Origin of the sequence: Lactococcus sp. LG606 (assembly GCF_017309645.1) — a bacterium.
In the GTDB taxonomy this organism is placed as follows: Bacteria; Bacillota; Bacilli; order Lactobacillales; family Streptococcaceae; genus Lactococcus; species Lactococcus petauri.
The window spans coordinates 1,357,946-1,379,787 of the sequence record NZ_CP071301.1 but is presented as its reverse complement, the minus strand read 5'-3'; the positions used below and the strand labels follow the sequence as shown (position 1 = coordinate 1,379,787).

The 21,842-nt window shown below is 40.7% G+C and carries 17 protein-coding genes, 1 tRNA gene and 2 rRNA genes; 15 read left to right on the top strand and 5 right to left on the bottom strand.

Annotated features, from left to right (window positions below; all coding sequences use genetic code 11):
- Positions 1 to 17: 17 nt before the first annotated feature.
- Positions 18 to 134 carry a DUF4044 domain-containing protein gene (locus tag J0J35_RS06875; RefSeq protein ID WP_004259413.1) on the bottom strand — a complete coding sequence of 39 codons (117 nt, stop codon included), beginning with the start codon at positions 132 to 134 and terminating at the stop codon, positions 18 to 20.
- Positions 135 to 195: 61 nt separating this feature from the next.
- Positions 196 to 378: an SPJ_0845 family protein gene (locus tag J0J35_RS06870; RefSeq protein WP_017370573.1), complete on the bottom strand. Its 183-nt coding sequence runs from the start codon at positions 376 to 378 to the stop codon at positions 196 to 198.
- A gap of 181 nt (positions 379 to 559) precedes the next feature.
- On the opposite strand from J0J35_RS06870, the gene tuf reads away from it, so the two are divergent.
- Complete coding sequence (tuf, locus tag J0J35_RS06865) at positions 560 to 1,747, top strand: elongation factor Tu (protein ID WP_003133474.1); 1,188 nt, start codon at positions 560 to 562, stop codon at positions 1,745 to 1,747.
- 118 nt (positions 1,748 to 1,865) lie between these two features.
- Here the strand turns inward: tuf and J0J35_RS06860 are convergent, their stop codons facing one another.
- Positions 1,866 to 2,210 carry a DUF1831 domain-containing protein gene (locus J0J35_RS06860; protein WP_017370574.1) on the bottom strand — a complete coding sequence of 115 codons (345 nt, stop codon included), beginning with the start codon at positions 2,208 to 2,210 and terminating at the stop codon, positions 1,866 to 1,868.
- Positions 2,211 to 2,213: 3 nt separating this feature from the next.
- On the bottom strand, positions 2,214 to 3,332 hold the full coding sequence (locus J0J35_RS06855) for a cysteine desulfurase family protein (RefSeq protein ID WP_206918192.1): 1,119 nt from the start codon (positions 3,330 to 3,332) through the stop codon (positions 2,214 to 2,216).
- Between the two features lie 452 nt (positions 3,333 to 3,784).
- Between J0J35_RS06855 and J0J35_RS06850 the strand changes: the two genes are divergently transcribed.
- The gene (locus tag J0J35_RS06850; RefSeq protein WP_117516893.1) at positions 3,785 to 4,159 is read left to right on the top strand and encodes a holin; all 375 of its coding nucleotides are present in this window, start codon (positions 3,785 to 3,787) and stop codon (positions 4,157 to 4,159) included.
- 192 nt (positions 4,160 to 4,351) lie between these two features.
- Here J0J35_RS06850 and J0J35_RS06845 read toward each other — a convergent pair whose 3' ends face one another.
- Positions 4,352 to 5,317 carry a ribose-phosphate diphosphokinase gene (locus tag J0J35_RS06845; RefSeq protein ID WP_017370577.1) on the bottom strand — a complete coding sequence of 322 codons (966 nt, stop codon included), beginning with the start codon at positions 5,315 to 5,317 and terminating at the stop codon, positions 4,352 to 4,354.
- A 431-nt stretch (positions 5,318 to 5,748) separates the two neighbouring features.
- Here J0J35_RS06845 and J0J35_RS06840 point away from each other — a divergent pair, with 431 nt between their 5' ends.
- The 13 genes from J0J35_RS06840 to J0J35_RS06780 all read left to right on the top strand — a co-directional run bounded on the left by J0J35_RS06840 (position 5,749) and on the right by J0J35_RS06780 (position 21,769).
- Complete coding sequence (locus J0J35_RS06840) at positions 5,749 to 6,690, top strand: ABC transporter substrate-binding protein (RefSeq protein ID WP_017370578.1); 942 nt, start codon at positions 5,749 to 5,751, stop codon at positions 6,688 to 6,690.
- Positions 6,668 to 7,687 (top strand): iron ABC transporter permease, encoded by a 1,020-nt coding sequence (locus tag J0J35_RS06835; protein ID WP_206916283.1) that lies wholly within the window; start codon positions 6,668 to 6,670, stop codon positions 7,685 to 7,687. The genes J0J35_RS06840 and J0J35_RS06835 overlap by 23 nt, the downstream gene beginning before the upstream one ends.
- A 1-nt stretch (position 7,688) precedes the next feature.
- Complete coding sequence (locus J0J35_RS06830; protein WP_206916281.1) at positions 7,689 to 8,465, top strand: ABC transporter ATP-binding protein; 777 nt, start codon at positions 7,689 to 7,691, stop codon at positions 8,463 to 8,465.
- 353 nt (positions 8,466 to 8,818) lie between these two features.
- The gene (gene pnp, locus J0J35_RS06825; RefSeq protein WP_206916278.1) at positions 8,819 to 11,098 is read left to right on the top strand and encodes a polyribonucleotide nucleotidyltransferase; all 2,280 of its coding nucleotides are present in this window, start codon (positions 8,819 to 8,821) and stop codon (positions 11,096 to 11,098) included.
- A 63-nt stretch (positions 11,099 to 11,161) separates the two neighbouring features.
- Positions 11,162 to 11,761, top strand: coding sequence for a serine O-acetyltransferase (gene cysE / locus J0J35_RS06820; protein ID WP_017370582.1), 600 nt, complete (start codon positions 11,162 to 11,164; stop codon positions 11,759 to 11,761).
- Complete coding sequence (gene cysS / locus J0J35_RS06815; protein ID WP_017370583.1) at positions 11,745 to 13,097, top strand: cysteine--tRNA ligase; 1,353 nt, start codon at positions 11,745 to 11,747, stop codon at positions 13,095 to 13,097. Before cysE ends, cysS begins: the two co-directional genes overlap by 17 nt.
- On the top strand, positions 13,090 to 13,491 hold the full coding sequence (locus J0J35_RS06810) for a Mini-ribonuclease 3 (RefSeq protein WP_017370584.1): 402 nt from the start codon (positions 13,090 to 13,092) through the stop codon (positions 13,489 to 13,491). The genes cysS and J0J35_RS06810 overlap by 8 nt, the downstream gene beginning before the upstream one ends.
- A gap of 85 nt (positions 13,492 to 13,576) precedes the next feature.
- A complete protein-coding gene (locus J0J35_RS06805; protein ID WP_017370585.1) occupies positions 13,577 to 13,948 on the top strand; it encodes a DUF1033 family protein in 372 nt (123 codons plus the stop codon).
- A gap of 142 nt (positions 13,949 to 14,090) precedes the next feature.
- Positions 14,091 to 14,639, top strand: a complete 549-nt coding sequence (locus tag J0J35_RS06800; protein WP_019294348.1) for a hypothetical protein — start codon at positions 14,091 to 14,093, stop codon at positions 14,637 to 14,639.
- Positions 14,640 to 14,793: 154 nt separating this feature from the next.
- Positions 14,794 to 16,668 (top strand): tRNA uridine-5-carboxymethylaminomethyl(34) synthesis enzyme MnmG, encoded by a 1,875-nt coding sequence (gene mnmG / locus J0J35_RS06795; RefSeq protein WP_061414535.1) that lies wholly within the window; start codon positions 14,794 to 14,796, stop codon positions 16,666 to 16,668.
- A gap of 304 nt (positions 16,669 to 16,972) precedes the next feature.
- A 16S ribosomal RNA gene (locus tag J0J35_RS06790) occupies positions 16,973 to 18,521 on the top strand.
- A gap of 110 nt (positions 18,522 to 18,631) precedes the next feature.
- Positions 18,632 to 18,704 (top strand) — tRNA-Ala (locus tag J0J35_RS06785).
- A 166-nt stretch (positions 18,705 to 18,870) separates the two neighbouring features.
- Positions 18,871 to 21,769 (top strand): 23S ribosomal RNA (locus tag J0J35_RS06780).
- The 16S and 23S rRNA genes sit together here with 1 tRNA gene alongside, the layout of an rRNA operon.
- The last annotated feature ends 73 nt before the right edge of the window (positions 21,770 to 21,842 follow it).

Genomic DNA, 21,842 nt, shown 5'->3' with positions numbered 1-21,842 from the left:
ACTGCTTCAAGCAGTTTTTAAAATGCAGACAGAGCCATAGCTAGGGAGCTAAAGACAATAAGTAGCAGCATCGCAACGACAACAACCATCGTCACTTTTTGAAAAGTAGATTTTTGTTTCTTTTTGTAAGCCATAGTTTCCTCAATATTTATTATTCTCAGTTCTATTCTAGCAATAAATTAGTAAAATGTCACACTATTTACCAGAATTGTCCGTTTCAGATTTTGAAGACTCTTTTGGTTCTAAGAATTTTGCAAATGGATCTTCTTGCTTCTCAGTTTTCGCTGTTGCTTTATCAGTGTCTAAATTACCGGTTGAGACGCCTAAATCATCCATCATTTTATCGAAATCATCACGTTTTCTAAAAGTTAATCCCATATCGATATTACTCCTTATCATTTTTTATATATTTTACTACGAAAAGTCAAAAAAAGCCAGATAAATAGCAATAAAGTTTGCATTTAAAGCGAAAATCCAGTATAATGTTATGGAACGGTAGTTTGTGTAAAGCACTGCTACCTATAAAAAATATATTTTTTCTCAAAGGAGACATTTTAAAATGGCTAAAGAAGTTTACGACCGTAGCAAACCGCACGTAAATATTGGTACTATCGGACACGTTGACCATGGTAAAACTACCCTCTCAGCTGCAATCTCTAAAGTATTGTCTGACAAAGGTTACTCTAAAGCGACTGATTTCGCATCTATCGATGCTGCGCCAGAAGAACGCGAACGTGGTATCACTATCAACACTGCTCACATCGAGTACGAAACTGATAAACGTCACTATGCCCACATCGACGCTCCAGGTCACGCGGACTACGTTAAAAACATGATCACTGGTGCTGCCCAAATGGACGGTGCGATCCTCGTAGTTGCTGCAACTGACGGACCAATGCCACAAACACGTGAACACATCTTGCTTTCACGTCAAGTTGGTGTTAAATACCTTATCGTATTCCTTAACAAAGCTGACCTCGTTGATGACGAAGAACTTATGGAACTTGTTGAAATGGAAGTACGTGACCTCTTGTCAGAATACGACTTCCCAGGTGACGATACTCCAGTAATCGCTGGTTCAGCTCTTGGTGCTTTGAACGGTGAACCTCAATGGGTTGCTAAAGTTGAAGAACTTATGGACATCGTTGACGAATACATTCCAACTCCAGAACGTGACACTGACAAACCATTGTTGCTTCCAGTCGAAGACGTATTCTCAATCACTGGTCGTGGTACAGTTGCTTCAGGTCGTATCGAACGTGGTACTGTTAAAGTCAACGACGAAATCGAAATCGTTGGTATCAAAGAAGACACTAAAAAAGCTGTCGTTACTGGTATCGAAATGTTCCGTAAAACACTTGACGAAGGTCTTGCCGGCGATAACGTTGGTGTACTTCTCCGTGGTGTTCAACGTGACGAAATCGAACGTGGTCAAGTTATCGCTAAACCAGGTTCAATCACTCCACATACTAAATTCGAAGGTGAAGTTTACGTATTGAGCAAAGAAGAAGGCGGACGTCACACTCCATTCTTCGACAACTACCGTCCTCAATTCTACTTCCACACAACTGACGTTACTGGTTCAGTTAAACTTCCAGAAGGTACTGAAATGGTAATGCCTGGTGATAACGTTCACATTGATGTTGAACTTATCCACCCAGTTGCCATCGAACAAGGAACTACTTTCTCTATCCGTGAAGGTGGACGTACTGTTGGTTCAGGTATCGTAGCTGAAATCAAAGCATAATTCGTTAAGAATTATTGAAGTGAACTCACTTCCTAAAAAAACCTCACATTTTGTGAGGTTTTTTTTGATGAATAGGTTTGAGATTAGAAAATAAAAAAGCTCCCATTTGGGAGTTTTTTTAGACTTCATTTTTAATAAAGATTTCACGATCAACAAAAGTATCCATTTGGAAATAAAATTTTTCTTGGATAATTTCGCTAGCGTTTTTAAAGATATTCACATTACGTAATCCAGATTTATCAGTAACTGATAGTTTAAAACCTGTTAAATCAGGATTAATAATAATTTTAAGGAGAAAACCTTGACCAGAATTTGGAACTTCTTCAAGTATACGTTTAAATTCAAAGTTTCCAATATTATTTTGAGAAAAAGTTGTGTCTTTGAGAGTAAATTTCTTAACTTTTGGTGATAATGTGTAGCTGTATTTGCAGCCCTCAAGTTTTTTTTCAGTAATAAAAGCCATCTTTTATAGTGCCCTTTCTTTTAGTGTTTGAACAAAATTGTGAATTTCTTCTTCAGTATTGAGTTCTGAAAAAGAAACACGAATATTTTCTTTAAGTTTTGGTGATTCACTACCATATACAGCTTCGAGAACATGAGAAGGATCAACTGTTCCAGCGGTGCAGGCTGAACCAGTTGAAATTGCCACACCAGCAAGATCAAGTTTTGCGAGTAATAGATCATGATTTTTCCCTGGGAACCCGATATTTACAACATGTGGCATACTCGGACCAAATTCGTGTGTATAATATTCAATATCTGCAAGATCGTCTAGAAGTGAAGCTTTCAGTTTTTCAACATGGGCATAATTAGCGTTCATGTTATCTGTTGCAATTTGTAGTGCTTTTGCCATGCCCAAAAGAGAATGAAGATTTTCCGTACCTGCACGACGTTTTTCTTCTTGTTCGCCACCGTGGATAATACTGTCAAATTTTAGTCCGGAACGATGATAAAGAAAGCCGACACCTTTTGGACCGTGGAATTTGTGAGCGCTAGCTGATAGAAAATCTATTTTTAGCTCCTCAGGATGTACGGGGATTTTACCCATTGTTTGTACTGAATCAACATGAAAAACAGCTTGATGATTTTCTAAAAGTTGCCCCACTTCTTTGATGGGAAGTAGTTGACCAGTTTCATTATTGGCCATCATCATTGAAACAAGAATTGTCTCGTCCCGCAATTCATTTTCAATCAATTGGGCGGGGAAAGAGCCATCAGTTTTGGGTTGAACAAAAGTAACATCAAAGCCATGACGTGTTTTCAAGTAGTCAAGGGCATTAAGTACTGATGGATGCTCTAAGGCAGTGGTGATAATATGATTACCATTTTGACGGTTGGCTAAAGCGTAACCGACCAAAGCGGTGGAGTTGGATTCACTTCCGCCGGAAGTAAAAGTAATTGTTCCAGGTGAAACTTGAAGTGCCTTAGCTACTGTTTCTCGTGCCTGACGTACGAGTTGGCTCGCTTGGCGACCAAAAGTGTGCGTACTGGACGGATTGCCAAAATTGTTAGCAAGAACTTCCGTCATGACATCAACAACTTCAGGAAGTATCGGTGTTGTTGCGGCATTATCTAGATATATAATTGTTCTTTCCTCTCTTTCGAGTTTCTATTAAAAGTCTTATTTCAAGGACATGTAAGCTTCTATTAACTTAACCTTTTAATAAATGTGTGTATTTCATTTATGTACTCTATACGAAAGCTTAATGATAATCGTAAGTTTCCATTATCTCTATATTACCATGTTTTATATTTTTTTTCTGAAATTCGAACGCTTCCGCTAATTTTTTAGATAAATGAAGTTATGAGAGGAGAAAGAAGTGACTAAAGTAAGTACAGGTTATGAAAAAAGCCACCTAGGCAGAGAGGTGACCTTTGAAAGATGTATTAATTATATTATTGTGATCTGCCTATACCAATTATAACACTGACAAAGGCTAAAGTATAATTTTTTAAACGAAGTGGAACAATCTAATGATGAAGGATATAATAAATTTAAGCTGGTAAACAGTCTTATAGGAAAGGAAGAGCAGACAAATGGAATATAACTTATTAGGTATCTCGGCATTAATTGTAATTATTTTAGGATTAACATGGCTCAAGGATGGCGAAAAAATGGATCCGCCTTTGAAGAAAAGAATAGTGATTGATGTTGTAACGATAGCAATCTTTTGGGGTGTTTTCGAGTTTTACAAGTTTTCAAATGTAAAAATGTACAACCATGAAATAGAATTTGTTATCAATAGTTCTTTACTTTTTTTCTTTGCACGAATGCTTCAACTCATTTGTCAAATCAATCCATTATTTCAAGAACTCTTTCTCTATCTCAAATCAAAAGGATTTACTCTTGAGGACAAAAAAATAAAGGAAGAAAATTATAAAGAAAAGAATGATAAAAAAAGAGAGAGCTAACCATTTCTAGCTCTGTTAACAAAAGGTAACGTTATTGATAAGCAAATATGATATATTGGATATGGCAAATCAAAATATCGATAAAAATTTCCTGAATATGAAGTCTCGTTTTGCCAGCGTGGCTTTTTTTCATATAAAAAAACCAGCTAAAAGCTGGTGCTGAATGAACTTAAATATTGTTCAGAATAGACTTTAGTCTTGATTTTTATCAAATTTGAAGAGCGGAGATACAGGACGTCCTTCATGAATACGAAGAATTGCATCTGCCATGTGTTTATCGACACTAAGGTATTTTACATTGTTAGGTTTACGATTTTTAGTAGCTACCGAGTCTGTGACGAGAACTTCACAAATTCCAGACTTTTCAAGTAAGTCAGCTGCCGTTTTAGTGAAGAGACCGTGACTTGCTACGGCATAAACATCTCCAGCACCTGCTTCGCGCACGACAGAAGCAGCATTTGAGAATGTTACACCTGAGTTGAGGATATCATCAATAAGAATAACTTTTTTCCCTTCAACATTACCGATGATATAACCATTTTCACGTTTTGCATCGTCATCTTCATAGTCAACGATGGCAATAGGAGCTTCTAAATATTCCGCAAGACTACGCGCGCGTTTGATACCTGAGTTTTTAGGTGCAACAACGACAACGTCATCGCCAGACAATCCTTTATTCATGTAGTACTCAGCAAAAAGCGGTACAGTGAAGAGGTTATCGACAGGAATATCAAAGAAACCTTGAACTTGAACTGCATGGATATCTAAAGTGAGTACACGATCTGCTCCAGCTTTGACGAGCATATCAGCTACAAGCTTAGCTGTGATTGGTTCACGGCTTGAAGCAGTTCGGTCTTGACGCGCATAACCAAAGTATGGCATAACGATATTGACAGAATGTGCAGATGCACGGACGCAAGCATCAATCATAATTAACAATTCCCAAATGTTGTCATTGACTGGCCAACTTGTTGACTGGATAATATAAACATCATGATTACGAACACTTTCTTCCATGTTAATCATGATTTCTCCGTCAGAAAATTGTTTTGAAGTTACTTTCCCCAAAGGAACATCCATAATTTTGCTAATTTTTTCAGCTAATTCAGGATTCGAGTTCAGTGAAAAAAGTTTAAGTTGTGCGTCAGAATAAGTCACAGTTTTTCTCCTATAATATTATGATATGTCTATTCTATCAAATTTGAGGGGGATTTCATAGCGCTATTTACGTGAAAGGTTTCACGTTATATAGGTAAGGGTTAAAATAAAAAAATTTTTAATGGAAGATGTTTGATATTTAGAGTTGTCTCATTATCTTATATATCCTCTGTAGTAAGCCAAGTGTTTTAGTTACCGAAGTTAAGTGTGGACATGGTAAAATAAGAGGAATGTTATGTCTCAAGATGAGATAAATAAAAATAATACAAGAACAGCGGCAAGTATGGAAAGAGGGTAACTTCTTAGCAGCACTTAAATGACTGTGAGGGACCAGACTAAGTCATATTTGTGGGTGACACTGTTAGCAAGGGCCTTGGTTTCAAAAATAAGGGCTTTACATGATGAGAGCTTTTTTTAGCGAGGGAGAACAAATGAAAAAGAAAACACTAACGATAATTGGTTTGCTGTTTATGGTGGTTAGTCTATCAGCATGTACAAAAAATAAACACGTGACTCAGGAAGCAAACTCATCTAAAGTTGAAATTACGACACCACAAGGTGAGAGAGTAAAAATTCCCAACAATATTCAGAGAGTTGTGTCACTCTCACCTGCGGTGACACAAGTGATTAACGATCTGGGGCAAAAAGATAAACTCATTGCTGTAGATACGCAAAGCCCCAAGTATGTTAAGGGTTTGGAAAATGTGCAGCAGACAGACCTTATGAACTTGGATCTTGAAAAAATAATGGCGCTCCAGCCAGAACTTTTATTTGTGAGTGATTTGACCCTGTTCCAATCGGAAGATAAAATTAAGAAGCTACAAGATAAAGGAACGAGTGTTGTCGTCCTACCTACTGAAAAGAACTTTAAAGAAATTGAAAACAATATTCGTCTCGTGGCGACAGCTTTAAACCAAAAAGAAAAAGGAGAACAACTTACTGGTCAGATGGAGAAGGATATCTCTGCTTTTAAAGAACAAGCTGCAAAAATAAATCATAAGAAAAGGATTCTGTTTGAAATCGCGGCTTCCCCAGAAATTTATAGTATGGGAAAGGACACTTATATCAATGAAATGATTGAAACAATTGGAGCTGAGAATGTGATGGCCAAAGAAACAGGAGCCATCAAAGTTTCAGAAGAGGCAGCAATTATGGCTAATCCAGATGTAATATTAACAAATGTTGAATATGTTCCGGATCCTATTAATGACATTTTAAAATTGAAAGGTTGGGAAGAAGTGAAGGCAGTAAAAAATAAAGCCGTTTATTCTATTGATAACGAAAGAAGCTCGCTTCCTAATCAACATGTAATAAAAGCAATGACAGAAATGGCAAAAGCGGTATATCCTGATGTATTCAAAAACTTCAAATAAGAATAGAATAAGCATTATTGTGATGCTTTTGGCCCTGTCTTTACTGGCAATGCTTTTAAGCCTTCAAATAGGAAGTGCTCCGATATCAGTCGGTGATTTAATGAATATGATATTGGGCAGAGGGAAAGATTCTGCTCCTCTTTTGCAAAGTATTCTTCTTGAAGTTCGCATGCCTCGGATTTTGCTCAGCTTTCTTGTCGGCTTAGCCTTGGGTGCTAGTGGAACAGTGATGCAATCACTTTTACAAAATCCTTTAGCCTCTTCCTATACCTTAGGCGTATCATCAGGTGCTTCATTAGGCGCTTCGACTGTGATGTTACTCGGTATTAATTTTATGAGCACTTCGATTTCGATGAGCCTTGCGGGCTTTGCTTTTGGACTTGTAACTGTTTTTATCGTTTTACTCTTTGCTCAACAATTTTCCCAATCATTAGATAATCAAACTATCATTTTGGTGGGAATGGTATTTTCTTTGTTTGTTAATTCTTTTTTAACTTTAATGATGACCTTTTCGCCGGATTATATGCAACGTATCATTTTCTGGCAATTGGGGAGTTTTTCAGGAGCTTCATGGGAAAACGTACAGCTCCTCACTTTACTCTTTGTCTTTAGTTTCGTCTGCTTACTTTACTTTCACCGAGAAATGGATATTTTGAGTTTTGGTGATACCTTTGCTTTGAGTCAAGGAGTAGAAGTCAAACGGACGAAAGTTATTTTAATTAGCTTATCGACTTTGCTCACAGGAGCCAGCGTAGCAATGACGGGAGTGATTGGTTTTGTCGATTTGATTGCACCTCATATCGCTCGTCGTTTGTTTGGTGCGACACATAAGTGGGTTCTTCCAAGCTCAGCACTTATAGGCGGCCTGCTCTGTGTTCTTGCAGATACTGTAGCAAGAAGTGTTTTCCAAACAAGAGAATTACCAATTGGAGCAGTAACAGCCCTCATTGGTGCGCCATTTTTCTACTATATTTTCTTTAGAAAAGGACAAGTATGAGATGTTAAAAGTTGAAAATATGAAGGTTGAGTATTCGGGAAAAGAGATTCTTTCTGATATTAATTTTTCTGTCAAGGCAGGGGAAAGGTTAGCAATTTTAGGACCAAACGGTAGTGGGAAATCAACGCTTTTAAAGAGTCTAGCTGGTTTGCTAAAATATCAAGGAAAAATTGAGCTAAACGAACAATCATTGACCACATTAAAAAGAATTGAATTAGCAGAAAAAGTGGCTCTTCTTTCTCAAAATCCAGCTGTATATTTTTCTTATTCCGTCTATGAAACTTTGATGATGGGACTCTACACCCAGCTGAGAAAACGATTTATGGCAGTGGCAAGCGCCCAAGATAAAGCACGTGTAGCCGAAGTAATAGCCGCATTTGATTTGGATACGATAAAAGATCAACAACTGTCAACACTTTCTGGCGGCCAGCTGCAGCGTGTCTTTTTAGCCCGGACTTTATTACAGAACCCTCAGATTGTTTTATTGGATGAACCCAATAATCATTTGGATATTTATTATCAACTAGAAATGTTGCGCAATATTGATGAGTATTTTGCTCAAAATCAAATCATCATTGCTGTTTTTCATGATATTAATTTAGCTCTGTCTTTTTCAGAAAATGTTCTAGTTTTACATGAGGGAAAAATAGTAAAACAAGGAAAAGCAAACGAAGTACTTTCTAGAAGTTTTTTGGAGCAAGTTTACCAAACCGATGTTCTTGCTTATATGCTTGAAAAACATAAATTTTGGCATGAAATGGATAAAAAGGGAGAATAGTTATCTGCTTAGCTGATACAATGGGAAAATGTATTGAGATACTTAAAGTAAAAATATACCTTTACCAAAAAGCAACGTACTGTTGCTTTTTTTGTATGAAGAGAATGATTATTTTTTACAATCTGTTTTATAAGAGAAGTTAAAAATTTCATTGGAAAGTGAGCGTTTTCTTTTGTGGCGCCCGAATGCCTAAAACCGTTATAGATTGCTCTTACAAAGCTTTTTTTATCCTCAAAAATATAGTATAATGGGCACAGTGCTGTTCTATACAAAAATGAGTTTACTTTTGAGAAAGCAAATTGATTTTTGGATAGAAATGAGAAGCACTGAAATCTCGAAAAGTGGGAGAAAACATGACAAAAGAAACTTTCAGAATGAATTTTGCAGGACGCGAGCTTGTTGTTGAAACAGGTCAAGTTGCCAAGCAAGCCAATGGCGCAGTTATTGTTCGCTATGGAGACACAACCGTGCTAACTGCAGCGACCATGTCGAAAAAAATGGCAAACGGTGACTTTTTCCCTTTGCAAGTTAATTATGAAGAAAAAATGTATGCCGCAGGAAAATTTCCTGGAGGTTTTAATAAGCGTGAAGCACGACCATCCACTTATGCTACTCTGACTGCCCGGTTGCTTGATCGCCCTATACGCCCAATGTTTGCTGACGGTTTTCGAAATGAAGTACAAGTAATCAATACTGTACTCTCTTATGATGAAAATGCAAGTGGGCGTATGGCAGCGATGTTTGGAAGTTCCTTGGCATTAGCTATTTCAGATATTCCTTTTGACGGTCCGATTGCGGGTGTTGAAGTGGGCTATATCAATGGTGAAATTATCATTAATCCCGATGTTGCACAGATGCAAAAGTCTTATTTGGATCTTGCTGTCGCTGGGAATATTGATGCGATCAATATGGTAGAGTCAGGTGCAAAGGAACTATCAGAAACAATCATGCTCGATGCCCTCCTTGCAGGACACGAAGCGATTAAAGAACTTATTGCTTTCCAAAATGAGATTGTAGCCAAAGTTGGTAAGAACAAGGCAGAAGTTGAACTTCTGCGTGTTGATGAAACATTGAAAGCCCAAATTATTGCAGACTATAATAAAGACTTACAAGCTGCTGTACAAGTAGAAGAAAAACTTGCGCGTGAAGCGGCCACTCAAGCTGTTAAAGATCGTGTCAAAGCAGAATATGAAACAGCTTATGCCGAACATGAAGAGTTTGAGCGCATTATGCGTGATGTTTCTGAGATTCTGGAGGGAATGGAACATACAGAAGTCCGTCGCCTCATAACAGAGGATAAAATTCGCCCTGATGGTCGTAAAGTCGATGAGATTCGTCCTTTAGAAGCAGAAATCGACTTTACACCGAATACAATTACACACGGCTCAGCTCTCTTTACACGTGGGCAAACGCAAGCCTTGTCAACTTTGACTCTGGCTCCGATGGGGGAAGCACAAGTCATTGATGGCTTGGATCTGGAATATAAAAAACGTTTCATGCACCACTATAATTTCCCGCAGTATTCAGTGGGAGAAACTGGACGTTATGGTGCACCTGGTCGCCGCGAAATAGGGCATGGTGCACTTGGTGAGCGTGCGCTTGAGCAAGTTATGCCGTCACTTGAAGAATTTCCTTATGCTGTACGTTTAGTTGCGGAAGTACTAGAGTCAAATGGTTCTTCATCACAAGCTTCGATTTGTGCAGGAACATTAGCCTTGATGGCTGGAGGAGTACCAATCAAGGCGCCAGTAGCTGGAATTGCTATGGGCTTAATCTCAGACGGCTCCAACTATACTATTTTGACAGATATTCAAGGTTTGGAAGATCACTTTGGCGATATGGATTTCAAAGTTGCTGGTACACGCGAGGGAATTACTGCTTTACAAATGGACATCAAAATTTCAGGAATTACTGCCGAAATTTTGGCAGAAGCACTTGCACAAGCAAAACGCGCCCGCTTTGAAATATTAGATGTGATTGAAGCCACAATTTCGGAACCCCGTCCAAATCTTGCACCATCTGCACCTAAAATTGATACGATTAAAATTGATGCGGATAAAATTAAGGTTGTTATTGGTAAGGGCGGCGAAACGATCGACAAAATCATCGAAGAAACAGGAGTCAAAATTGACATCGATGAAGATGGACTTTGTTCTATCTTTTCTCCTGATCAGACAGCGATTAACCGTGCGAAAGAAATCATTACAGAATTGGTCCGCGAAGCCAAAGTCGGCGATGTGTATGAAGCAAAGGTTGTAAGAATCGAAAAATTCGGTGCATTTGTTCATCTTTTTGGCCATACTGATGCGATGGTACATATTTCAGAACTTGCATGGAATCGCACGAACAAAGTAGAAGATGCTTTGAAGCTTGGAGATGTTGTTAAAGTTAAGATTACAAAAGTTGATGATAAAGGTCGTGTTGATGCCTCAGTACGTGCTTTGCTAGAAAAACCAGAAGGCAATGAAGAACCTGAGCATAAGCCACGCGAACGTCGTAATGGGAAGAACGGTAATGGTCACCGTGGATATCATAAAGAAAAAACATCTGGTCCTAAATTTGAGCGCCGAGAACGTAAAGCATCAGTCATAGATGAAGAGTTTCCAGAATTATCAACAACTCGACCAGAGTGATAAAAAGGAGGAAGGCGCAGTGTAATGCGCTTTTCCTATAGATTTTTGCTATAATAAATGAATATGAAAAATAAAAAGAGAGGCTTTTGGCAGGAAGCCATCCGTGTCACAAAAGAAAATGATCCTGCTGCACGAACTGGGCTAGAAGTTCTCTTGACTTATCCGGGAGTAAAAGCTTTAGCAGCACATCGTTTTAGTCATTGGCTGTGGACACATAACCTTAAACTTTGGGCGCGTATGAATTCACAGTTTTGGCGTTTTTGGACACAAATCGAAATTCATCCAGGAGCAACGATTGCCCACGGAGTTTTTATCGATCACGGTTCTGGATTGGTTATCGGGGAGACAGCGATAGTAGAAACAGATGTTAAACTTTATCACGGAGTAACCCTTGGAGGGACAGGGAAAGATAAAGGAAAACGTCACCCTACGGTGCGTAAGGGGGCCTTAATATCAGCACACTCACAGCTGCTTGGTCCTATCGAAATTGGCGAAAATGCCAAAGTCGGTGCTGGTGCTGTTGTCGTAAGTGATGTCCCACCTGAAGTTACAGTAGTAGGTATTCCAGCAAAAGTTGTTCGAGTTAAGGGACAAAAAGACTCAGAGAAAATTTCGTCCATAGAAGAAAAAAGGGAGGCGAGCTACCATGCTTCACATCTATAATACAATGACAAGAAAAATCGAGGAGTTCCATCCTCTCGAAGAAAATAAGATAAAGATGTATGTTTGTGGACCAACAGTCTATAACTATATCCATATCGGGAATGCACGATCTGTTGTTGCTTTCGATTTAATCCGTAGATATATGGAATACCGAGGCTTTGAAGTGATTTACGTCTCTAACTTTACAGATGTTGATGATAAAATTATCAAAGGAGCCTCTCAGGAACATCTTACACCACTTGAATTATCCGACAAATATATTGCCGCATTTTATCAAGATACAGATGCTCTCAATGTTAAACGTGCAACGGTAAATCCAAGAGCAACTAACTATATCGACAAGATGATTACCTTTATTCAAGATTTAATGGATAAAGGGTTTGCTTACGAAGCCGAAGGCGACGTCTATTTCCGTGTTGCAAAATCAAAAGGTTATGCTAAGCTCGCAAATAAAAATTTAGAAGAACTGCTGCAAGGCGCTTCTGGTCGAACAGATGAAGAAACAGTACGTAAAGAAAGCCCAGCGGATTTTGCCTTATGGAAATCCGCGAAAAAAGACGAAATTTCTTGGTCAAGCCCTTGGGGTGAAGGACGTCCAGGGTGGCACATCGAATGTTCAGTGATGAGCAGTGACCTTTTAGGGGATACTTTAGATATACATGCGGGAGGAGCTGATCTGGAGTTCCCTCATCATACCAATGAAATTGCGCAATCAGAAGCTAAAACAGGTAAAAAATTTGTGAACTACTGGATGCACAATGGATTTGTAAATGTTAGCGGTGAAAAAATGTCTAAGTCTTTAGGAAACTTTAAAACCGTGCATGAAATGCTCGACGTAGTAAGTCCAACAGTTCTCCGCTTTTTCTTGGCTACGACTCATTATCGCCGGCCTGTTAACTTTACAGATGAAGCCGTACAAGATGCAGAAAATAATGTCAAGAAGATTGAAAATGCTTACCGCAATCTTGAAGTAGAAGGTCAGGCTGACTTAGAAGTTCTTGCTAAATTCAAAGCAGAGTTTGAAACAGCAATGGATGAGGACTTTAATATTGCGAATGGTTTAACTGTTTTTTATAACTTTATCACTTGGGTAAATAAGGGAAATGGTGGATTAGAAGTTAAAGCCTTCTTTGAGGATGTTCTCTTAATTCTCGGTTTGCGTTTTGAAAATCAAGATACAAGATTAGATGCTGAAATTGAAGACTTAATCGAAGCAAGACAAGCGGCAAGAGCAGCACGAGATTTTGCTCAAGCAGATAAGATTCGTGATGAATTAAAGGCACAAGGGATTGTGCTTGAAGATACTGCTCAAGGTGTGAGGTGGCATCGTGAATAAAAAAGATGCAGAGTTATTAAATGGTGTAGCACTCGCCTATATCGGAGATGCTGTTTATGAAGTTTTCGTTAGAGATTATCTCCTCGATAAAGGATTAACCAAACCTGGAGAACTTCAGCGACAAGCCACGCAATATGTTTCCGCTAAAGCACAGGCTGCCTTAATTCGTAAAATGGAAGACGTTGACTTTCTAACAGAAGAGGAACTTCTTTATTTCAAGCGTGGACGAAATGCGCACTCTAAAACAACAGCGAAAAACACAGATGTTGTGACTTATCGTATATCTACAGGCTTCGAAGCAGTTGTAGGTTTCTTACACTTGACTAAAAAGACCGAACGTTTAGAGGAGTTTGCTGCGTTTTGCATTAAGAATATTGACATATCTGTAAAATAGTGCAAAATATTTCTCAAAAGCATATTTTTTCGTTACAATACATAACAAGAGATGTATATTAAAGAAAAGAAGCTGGACAAGAAATATGTATAGAGTAATCACAATGTCAGGCTATGATGAACCATGGTGGTTTTTTGAAGACTGGCAAAAAGATATTCAATCAGTAGATGAATATGAAGACTTCTATCAAGCTTTGAAAAAGTACAAAAGTGAATGGCTAAAAATGGCAAAAAGCTATAAAGAATTTAAAAGCCAAGATGACCTTTTAGCTGCATTCTGGAGAAGTGGAGATGAGATCTGGTGTGAAGAATGCGCAGGATATCTCCAACGCTATCAAAGTTTGATGCTTTTAGAAGACTGGCATGTACTTCCAGTAGAGAAAAAACGCTGGGCGTATGGTAAATCTTCTGGAGAATTACCTCCTAAATTTTGTAATAAATTTTGGGATAAAAATTAATCAAGTATAAAAGACTTTTAGCCATTAAGCTAGAAGTCTTTTAATGTCAAAAAGTCTCCAAGTAAAACGTTATTGAAGATTAAGTTATTTTGTTATAATTATTTTATAATCAAATTCTAATCGAAATGGAAAGGAGCTTTCCTTGAAAAAACTGCTTGTTATCACAGACGTTACATTAGTTCTTACTGCTGTTCTTTTAATTTTTGCTGTGAAACAGGATGAACATTCTGTTGTCGCGCCAACAATAGAGTTTGCGAAAGCAGACCAATACAGCCCAGCAAAAACAGTTAATATTGAGCAAATAAAGATGGGAAATTTTGAAACTATTCATGGGGATTGGGTTAATTATGAAAGTGATATTGATGGCAGAAGAGCACGTGTTTTGGATTCAAAAGTGACGAAGCAGAAACGGGATTTTTATCTCCAATATGGAGGTATAAATGAACAAACAGGACAGATTTATTTGTGGATGTATTTGGAAGGTATTGCTCCTGAAAATGGTTCCCGATTTGAAATATATCCTAAAGGCACACCTATTCCGGTCAAATTAAGGAACGGCACGATTGATTATTCTGGCAAATATGATCCGACATCTCGAGAAAAAGACAGAATACTACCAGAAGGCTCAGCACGAACAGTAGAGGAACTTGCTTCGTTGGTCTTGTATCGTGATGGTGAAGCAGTATCGTAAAAATAAATAGGAAAATACTCTTGAAAAAATTTTTGAAAAGAGTTAAAATAGTCCTATCATAAAAACTCGATGGTCAAGGCTCGGGAAGATATGTGCTTTTTAGCATGTATTTTTCACTGGCTTTGGCTTTTTGTTTTGTAAAAATGGAGAAATTATGGAATTTCAAGAAAAATATGATGTCATAGTGATCGGCGCGGGACATGCTGGTGTAGAAGCAGCACTCGCTTCAGCTCGTATGGGCACCAAAACCCTTCTATTAACAATTAATCTCGACATGGTTGCTTTCATGCCCTGTAATCCTTCAATCGGAGGTTCTGCCAAAGGAATAGTTGTTCGTGAAATTGATGCCTTAGGTGGCGAAATGGGGCGAAATATTGACAAGACCTATATTCAGATGAAGATGTTGAATACCGGTAAAGGGCCTGCTGTCCGTGCCTTACGTGCACAAGCAGACAAGGCACTATATTCGCAAGAAATGAAGCATACAGTAGAAAATCAAGAGAATCTAACCTTACGTCAAGCTATGGTCGAAGAAATTTTGGTTGATGATGGAAAAGTAACAGGCGTAAAAGTTACAACGGGGGCGAAGTATGCTGCCCAAGCAGTTATTGTTACTACAGGAACTGCTTTACGTGGTGAAATTATCATCGGTGAGCTTAAATATTCCTCAGGACCAAATAATTCGCTAGCCTCTGTCAGCTTGGCTGATAACTTACGCAATTTGGGCTTTGAAATTGGACGCTTTAAAACAGGAACGCCACCACGTGTACTCTCATCAAGTATTAATTACGATGCGACAGAGATTCAACCAGGGGATGAAAAGCCTAATCACTTTAGCTTTTTGTCAAAAGATGAAGATTACCTTACAGAGCAAATTCCTTGTTGGCTGACGTATACAAGTAAGACAACACATGAGATTATACAAGAAAATTTGCACCGTGCTCCAATGTTTTCAGGGATTGTCAAAGGTGTCGGCCCGCGTTATTGTCCTTCTATAGAAGATAAAGTTGTACGCTTTGCAGATAAGCCCCGTCACCAACTTTTCTTAGAACCAGAAGGGCGGAATACAGAAGAAGTATACATCCAAGGTTTATCCACAAGTTTACCGGAAGATGTTCAGTTTGATTTGGTCCGTTCTATTCCTGGTTTAGAAGATGCAAAAATGATGCGTACTGGCTATGCTATCGAATATGATGTGGTATTACCTCACCAGCTCCGTCCAACACTGGAAACGAAACTAGTTTCAGGACTTTTCACTGCAGGACAAACAAATGGTACATCTGGCTATGAAGAAGCAGCTGGACAAGGTTTGGTTGCAGGAATCAATGCAAGTCTTAAAGTTCAAGGTAAAGAAGAGCTCATCCTTAAACGAAGTGATGCATATATCGGTGTAATGATTGATGATCTTGTGACTAAAGGAACTTTAGAACCCTATCGTTTACTGACTTCTCGTGCTGAATATCGTTTGATTTTACGCCATGACAATGCAGATATGCGTTTGACATCTATTGGACGAGAAATTGGCTTAGTTGGTGACGAACGCTGGGAGGCTTTCCAAGATAAACTAACTTCTTACCAAACAGAGATTGCTCGTCTCAATAAAGAAAAACTTAAACCACTTGCCGATACGCAAGAAAAACTTGGGATGATGGGATTTGGGCCAATCAAAGATGCTTTGACGGGTATTGAATTTTTAAAACGTCCTGAAGTGAAGTATTCTGATGTAGTTAGATTTGTCGGTGAATCTTCTGAGAAACTTGATCGAACTGTTATTGAACTTATTGAAACAGAAGTTACCTATGAGGGATACATCAAAAAAGCAAAAGAACAAGTTGAAAAGATGCACCGTTTAGAAGCTAAACGCATTCCTAAAAATATGAATTGGGATGCATTAGACAGTATCGCAACGGAAGCACGCCAAAAATTCAAGAAAATAAATCCTGAAACTCTAGGCCAAGCGAGTCGTATTTCAGGAGTAAATCCTGCCGATATTTCCATTTTGATGGTTTATCTTGAAGGAAAAAGATAAAAAACAAGAAACCAGCCCCCAAAGTGTCTGGTTTTTTTATAGTCTTTAAACGTGACAACGGCGGGGTTTTCCGAACGAGTGTAAAAAAAAGGGAGAAAAATCACAGTTTATTCTTGACAGAACAAAGTGAGTTTGATAGAATATAATAGTTGTCGCGAGAGAGCGTATCTCTTACGAGAGCGATAGACCTTTGAAAACTGAATAAAGTAGAATGACTATATGCGAGAAGTTAACTTCTTGTATACCAACTGTCAATTCAATAATGAAAGACAAAACAACAGCCAGTTCATTTGATGAACTAAATTTAAATGAGAGTTTGATCCTGGCTCAGGACGAACGCTGGCGGCGTGCCTAATACATGCAAGTCGAGCGATGATTAAAGATAGCTTGCTATTTTTATGAAGAGCGGCGAACGGGTGAGTAACGCGTGGGAAATCTGCCGAGTAGCGGGGGACAACGTTTGGAAACGAACGCTAATACCGCATAACAATGAGAATCGCATGATTCTTATTTGAAAGAAGCAATTGCTTCACTACTTGATGATCCCGCGTTGTATTAGCTAGTTGGTAGTGTAAAGGACTACCAAGGCGATGATACATAGCCGACCTGAGAGGGTGATCGGCCACACTGGGACTGAGACACGGCCCAGACTCCTACGGGAGGCAGCAGTAGGGAATCTTCGGCAATGGGGGCAACCCTGACCGAGCAACGCCGCGTGAGTGAAGAAGGTTTTCGGATCGTAAAACTCTGTTGTTAGAGAAGAACGTTAAGTAGAGTGGAAAATTACTTAAGTGACGGTATCTAACCAGAAAGGGACGGCTAACTACGTGCCAGCAGCCGCGGTAATACGTAGGTCCCAAGCGTTGTCCGGATTTATTGGGCGTAAAGCGAGCGCAGGTGGTTTCTTAAGTCTGATGTAAAAGGCAGTGGCTCAACCATTGTGTGCATTGGAAACTGGGAGACTTGAGTGCAGGAGAGGAGAGTGGAATTCCATGTGTAGCGGTGAAATGCGTAGATATATGGAGGAACACCGGAGGCGAAAGCGGCTCTCTGGCCTGTAACTGACACTGAGGCTCGAAAGCGTGGGGAGCAAACAGGATTAGATACCCTGGTAGTCCACGCCGTAAACGATGAGTGCTAGCTGTAGGGAGCTATAAGTTCTCTGTAGCGCAGCTAACGCATTAAGCACTCCGCCTGGGGAGTACGACCGCAAGGTTGAAACTCAAAGGAATTGACGGGGGCCCGCACAAGCGGTGGAGCATGTGGTTTAATTCGAAGCAACGCGAAGAACCTTACCAGGTCTTGACATACTCGTGCTATCCTTAGAGATAAGGAGTTCCTTCGGGACACGGGATACAGGTGGTGCATGGTTGTCGTCAGCTCGTGTCGTGAGATGTTGGGTTAAGTCCCGCAACGAGCGCAACCCTTATTACTAGTTGCCATCATTAAGTTGGGCACTCTAGTGAGACTGCCGGTGATAAACCGGAGGAAGGTGGGGATGACGTCAAATCATCATGCCCCTTATGACCTGGGCTACACACGTGCTACAATGGATGGTACAACGAGTCGCCAACCCGCGAGGGTGCGCTAATCTCTTAAAACCATTCTCAGTTCGGATTGCAGGCTGCAACTCGCCTGCATGAAGTCGGAATCGCTAGTAATCGCGGATCAGCACGCCGCGGTGAATACGTTCCCGGGCCTTGTACACACCGCCCGTCACACCACGGAAGTTGGGAGTACCCAAAGTAGGTTGCCTAACCGCAAGGAGGGCGCTTCCTAAGGTAAGACCGATGACTGGGGTGAAGTCGTAACAAGGTAGCCGTATCGGAAGGTGCGGCTGGATCACCTCCTTTCTAAGGAATATAAAAAAAGATGTTGTTCTACTTTATTCAGTTTTGAGGGGTCTATAAAGACCAAACAAGCAGTCTTTTGATGCAAGATAGAGAAGATTGCGTTGAGAGAAGGGGCCTTAGCTCAGCTGGGAGAGCGCCTGCTTTGCACGCAGGAGGTCAGCGGTTCGATCCCGCTAGGCTCCATAAGATACGGAAGTATCTTGTCAACGAAGACGTTAAAATAGGAATTGATCATTGAAAACTAAATAACAATATCTTATAACGATAAATAAACCGAGAAATGGTAAAACATTTCTGTAAAGCTGCGAATTATTTTAAATAGTTCGAAAAAACTTATACTTGTTTTAATGGCAAAGTTAATAAGGGCGCACGGTGGATGCCTTGGCATTAAGAGCCGAAGAAGGACGTGACTAACGACGATATTCTAGGGGGAGCAGTAAGTACGCATTGATCCCTAGGTCTCCGAATGGGGAAACCCACTATGTTATGCATAGTATCCGTAAGTGAATACATAGCTTACGAGAAGGTAACGCAGAGAACTGAAACATCTAAGTACCTGCAGGAAGAGAAAGTAAAAACGATTTCCTAAGTAGCGGCGAGCGAACGGGAAACAGGCCAAACCAAGAAGCTTGCTTCTTGGGGTTGTAGGACTGCAACGTGGACTTAAAGTCTATAGAAGAATTACCTGGGAAGGTAAGCCAAAGAGAGTAATAGCCTCGTATTTGAAATAGACTTTATACCTAGCAGTATCCTGAGTAGGGCTGGACACGCGAAATCCAGTTTGAATCCGGGAGGACCATCTCCCAAGCCTAAATACTCCTTAATGACCGATAGTGAACCAGTACCGTGAGGGAAAGGTGAAAAGAACCCCGGGAGGGGAGTGAAATAGCACCTGAAACCGTGTGCCTACAAGAAGTTCGAGCCCGTCAATGGGTGAGAGCGTGCCTTTTGTAGAATGAACCGGCGAGTTACGTTATGATGCGAGGTTAAGCTGAAGAGGCGGAGCCGTAGCGAAAGCGAGTCTGAATAGGGCGCTTTAGTATCATGATGTAGACCCGAAACCTAGTGACCTATCCATGAGCAGGTTGAAGGTGCGGTAAGACGCACTGGAGGACCGAACCAGGACACGTTGAAAAGTGTTTGGATGACTTGTGGATAGCGGAGAAATTCCAAACGAACTGGGAGATAGCTGGTTCTCTCCGAAATAGCTTTAGGGCTAGCGTCGCAATTTAAGTGTATTGGAGGTAGAGCACTGTTTGGATGAGGGGCCCATCTCGGGTTACCAATTTCAGATAAACTCCGAATGCTAATACACATGTGCGGCAGTCAGACTGCGAGTGCTAAGATCCGTAGTCGAAAGGGAAACAGCCCAGACCACCAGCTAAGGTCCCAAAATATATGTTAAGTGGAAAAGGATGTGGGGTTGCACAGACAACTAGGATGTTAGCTCAGAAGCAGCTATCATTCAAAGAGTGCGTAATAGCTCACTAGTCGAGTGACCCTGCGCCGAAAATGTACCGGGGCTAAACATATTACCGAAGCTGTGGATTTAATATTAATTAAATGGTAGGAGAGCGTTGTAATCAGCGATGAAGGTATACCGTGAGGGGTGCTGGAGCGATTACAAGTGAGAATGCCGGTATGAGTAGCGCAAGATAAGTGAGAATCTTATCCACCGTAAGACTAAGGTTTCCAGGGGAAGGCTCGTCCGCCCTGGGTTAGTCGGGACCTAAGGCGAGGCCGAAAGGCGTAGTCGATGGACAACAGGTTGATATTCCTGTACTAGTATTGTTAGTGATGGAGGGACGCAGTAGGCTAAAGGGAGCCAGTTAATGGATTCTGGTCTAAGCAGTGAGGTGTGGAATGTGTCAAATGCATTTTCCTTTAACATTGAGCTGTGATGGGGAAGCAACTACGGTTGCGAAGCCCTTGATGTCACACTGCCAAGAAAATCTTCTAGCGTTAATTCAATACTACCCGTACCGCAAACCGACACAGGTAGTCGAGGCGAGTAGCCTCAGGTGATCGAGAGAACTCTCGTTAAGGAACTCGGCAAAATGACCCCGTAACTTCGGGAGAAGGGGTGCTGTAGAAATACAGCCGCAGTGAAAAGATCCAAGCAACTGTTTATCAAAAACACAGCTCTCTGCTAAACCGCAAGGTGATGTATAGGGGGTGACGCCTGCCCGGTGCTGGAAGGTTAAGAGGAGGGGTTAGCTTAGGCGAAGCTCTGAATTGAAGCCCCAGTAAACGGCGGCCGTAACTATAACGGTCCTAAGGTAGCGAAATTCCTTGTCGGGTAAGTTCCGACCCGCACGAAAGGCGTAATGATTTGGATACTGTCTCAACGAGAGACTCGGTGAAATTTTAGTACCTGTGAAGATGCAGGTTACCCGCGACAGGACGGAAAGACCCCATGGAGCTTTACTGCAGATTGATATTGAGTACCTGTGAAGCATGTACAGGATAGGTAGGAGACTTTGACCTTGGGACGCTAGTTTCAAGTGAGTCGCTGTTGGGATACTACCCTTGCTTCATGGTTGCTCTAACCCACACGCATAATCGGCGTGGGAGACAGTGTCTGTCGGGCAGTTTGACTGGGGCGGTCGCCTCCTAAAGAGTAACGGAGGCGCCCAAAGGTTCCCTCAACATGGTTGGAAATCATGTGTAGAGTGTAAAGGTATAAGGGAGCTTGACTGCGAGAGCTACAACTCGAGCAGGTAGGAAACTAGGGCTTAGTGATCCGGTGGTACCGCATGGAAGGGCCATCGCTCAACGGATAAAAGCTACCCTGGGGATAACAGGCTTATCTCCCCCAAGAGTTCACATCGACGGGGAGGTTTGGCACCTCGATGTCGGCTCGTCGCATCCTGGGGCTGTAGTCGGTCCCAAGGGTTGGGCTGTTCGCCCATTAAAGCGGCACGCGAGCTGGGTTCAGAACGTCGTGAGACAGTTCGGTCCCTATCCGTCGCGGGCGTAGGAAATTTGAGAGGATCTGCCCTTAGTACGAGAGGACCGGGGTGGACTTACCGCTGGTGTACCAGTTGTTCCGCCAGGAGCACCGCTGGGTAGCTATGTAGGGAAGGGATAAGCGCTGAAAGCATCTAAGTGCGAAGCCCACCTCAAGATGAGATTTCCCATTCTTTATGAATTAAGAGCCCTGAGAGATGATCAGGTTGATAGGCTGGAAGTGGAAGTCCTGCGAGGGATGGAGCGGACCAGTACTAATAGCTCGAGGACTTTACCAAGTAATAGAACATATGAGTTCAGCTTTACTTATTTATCAAGAGATTGTTATTTAGTTTTGAGTGTTCAATACAT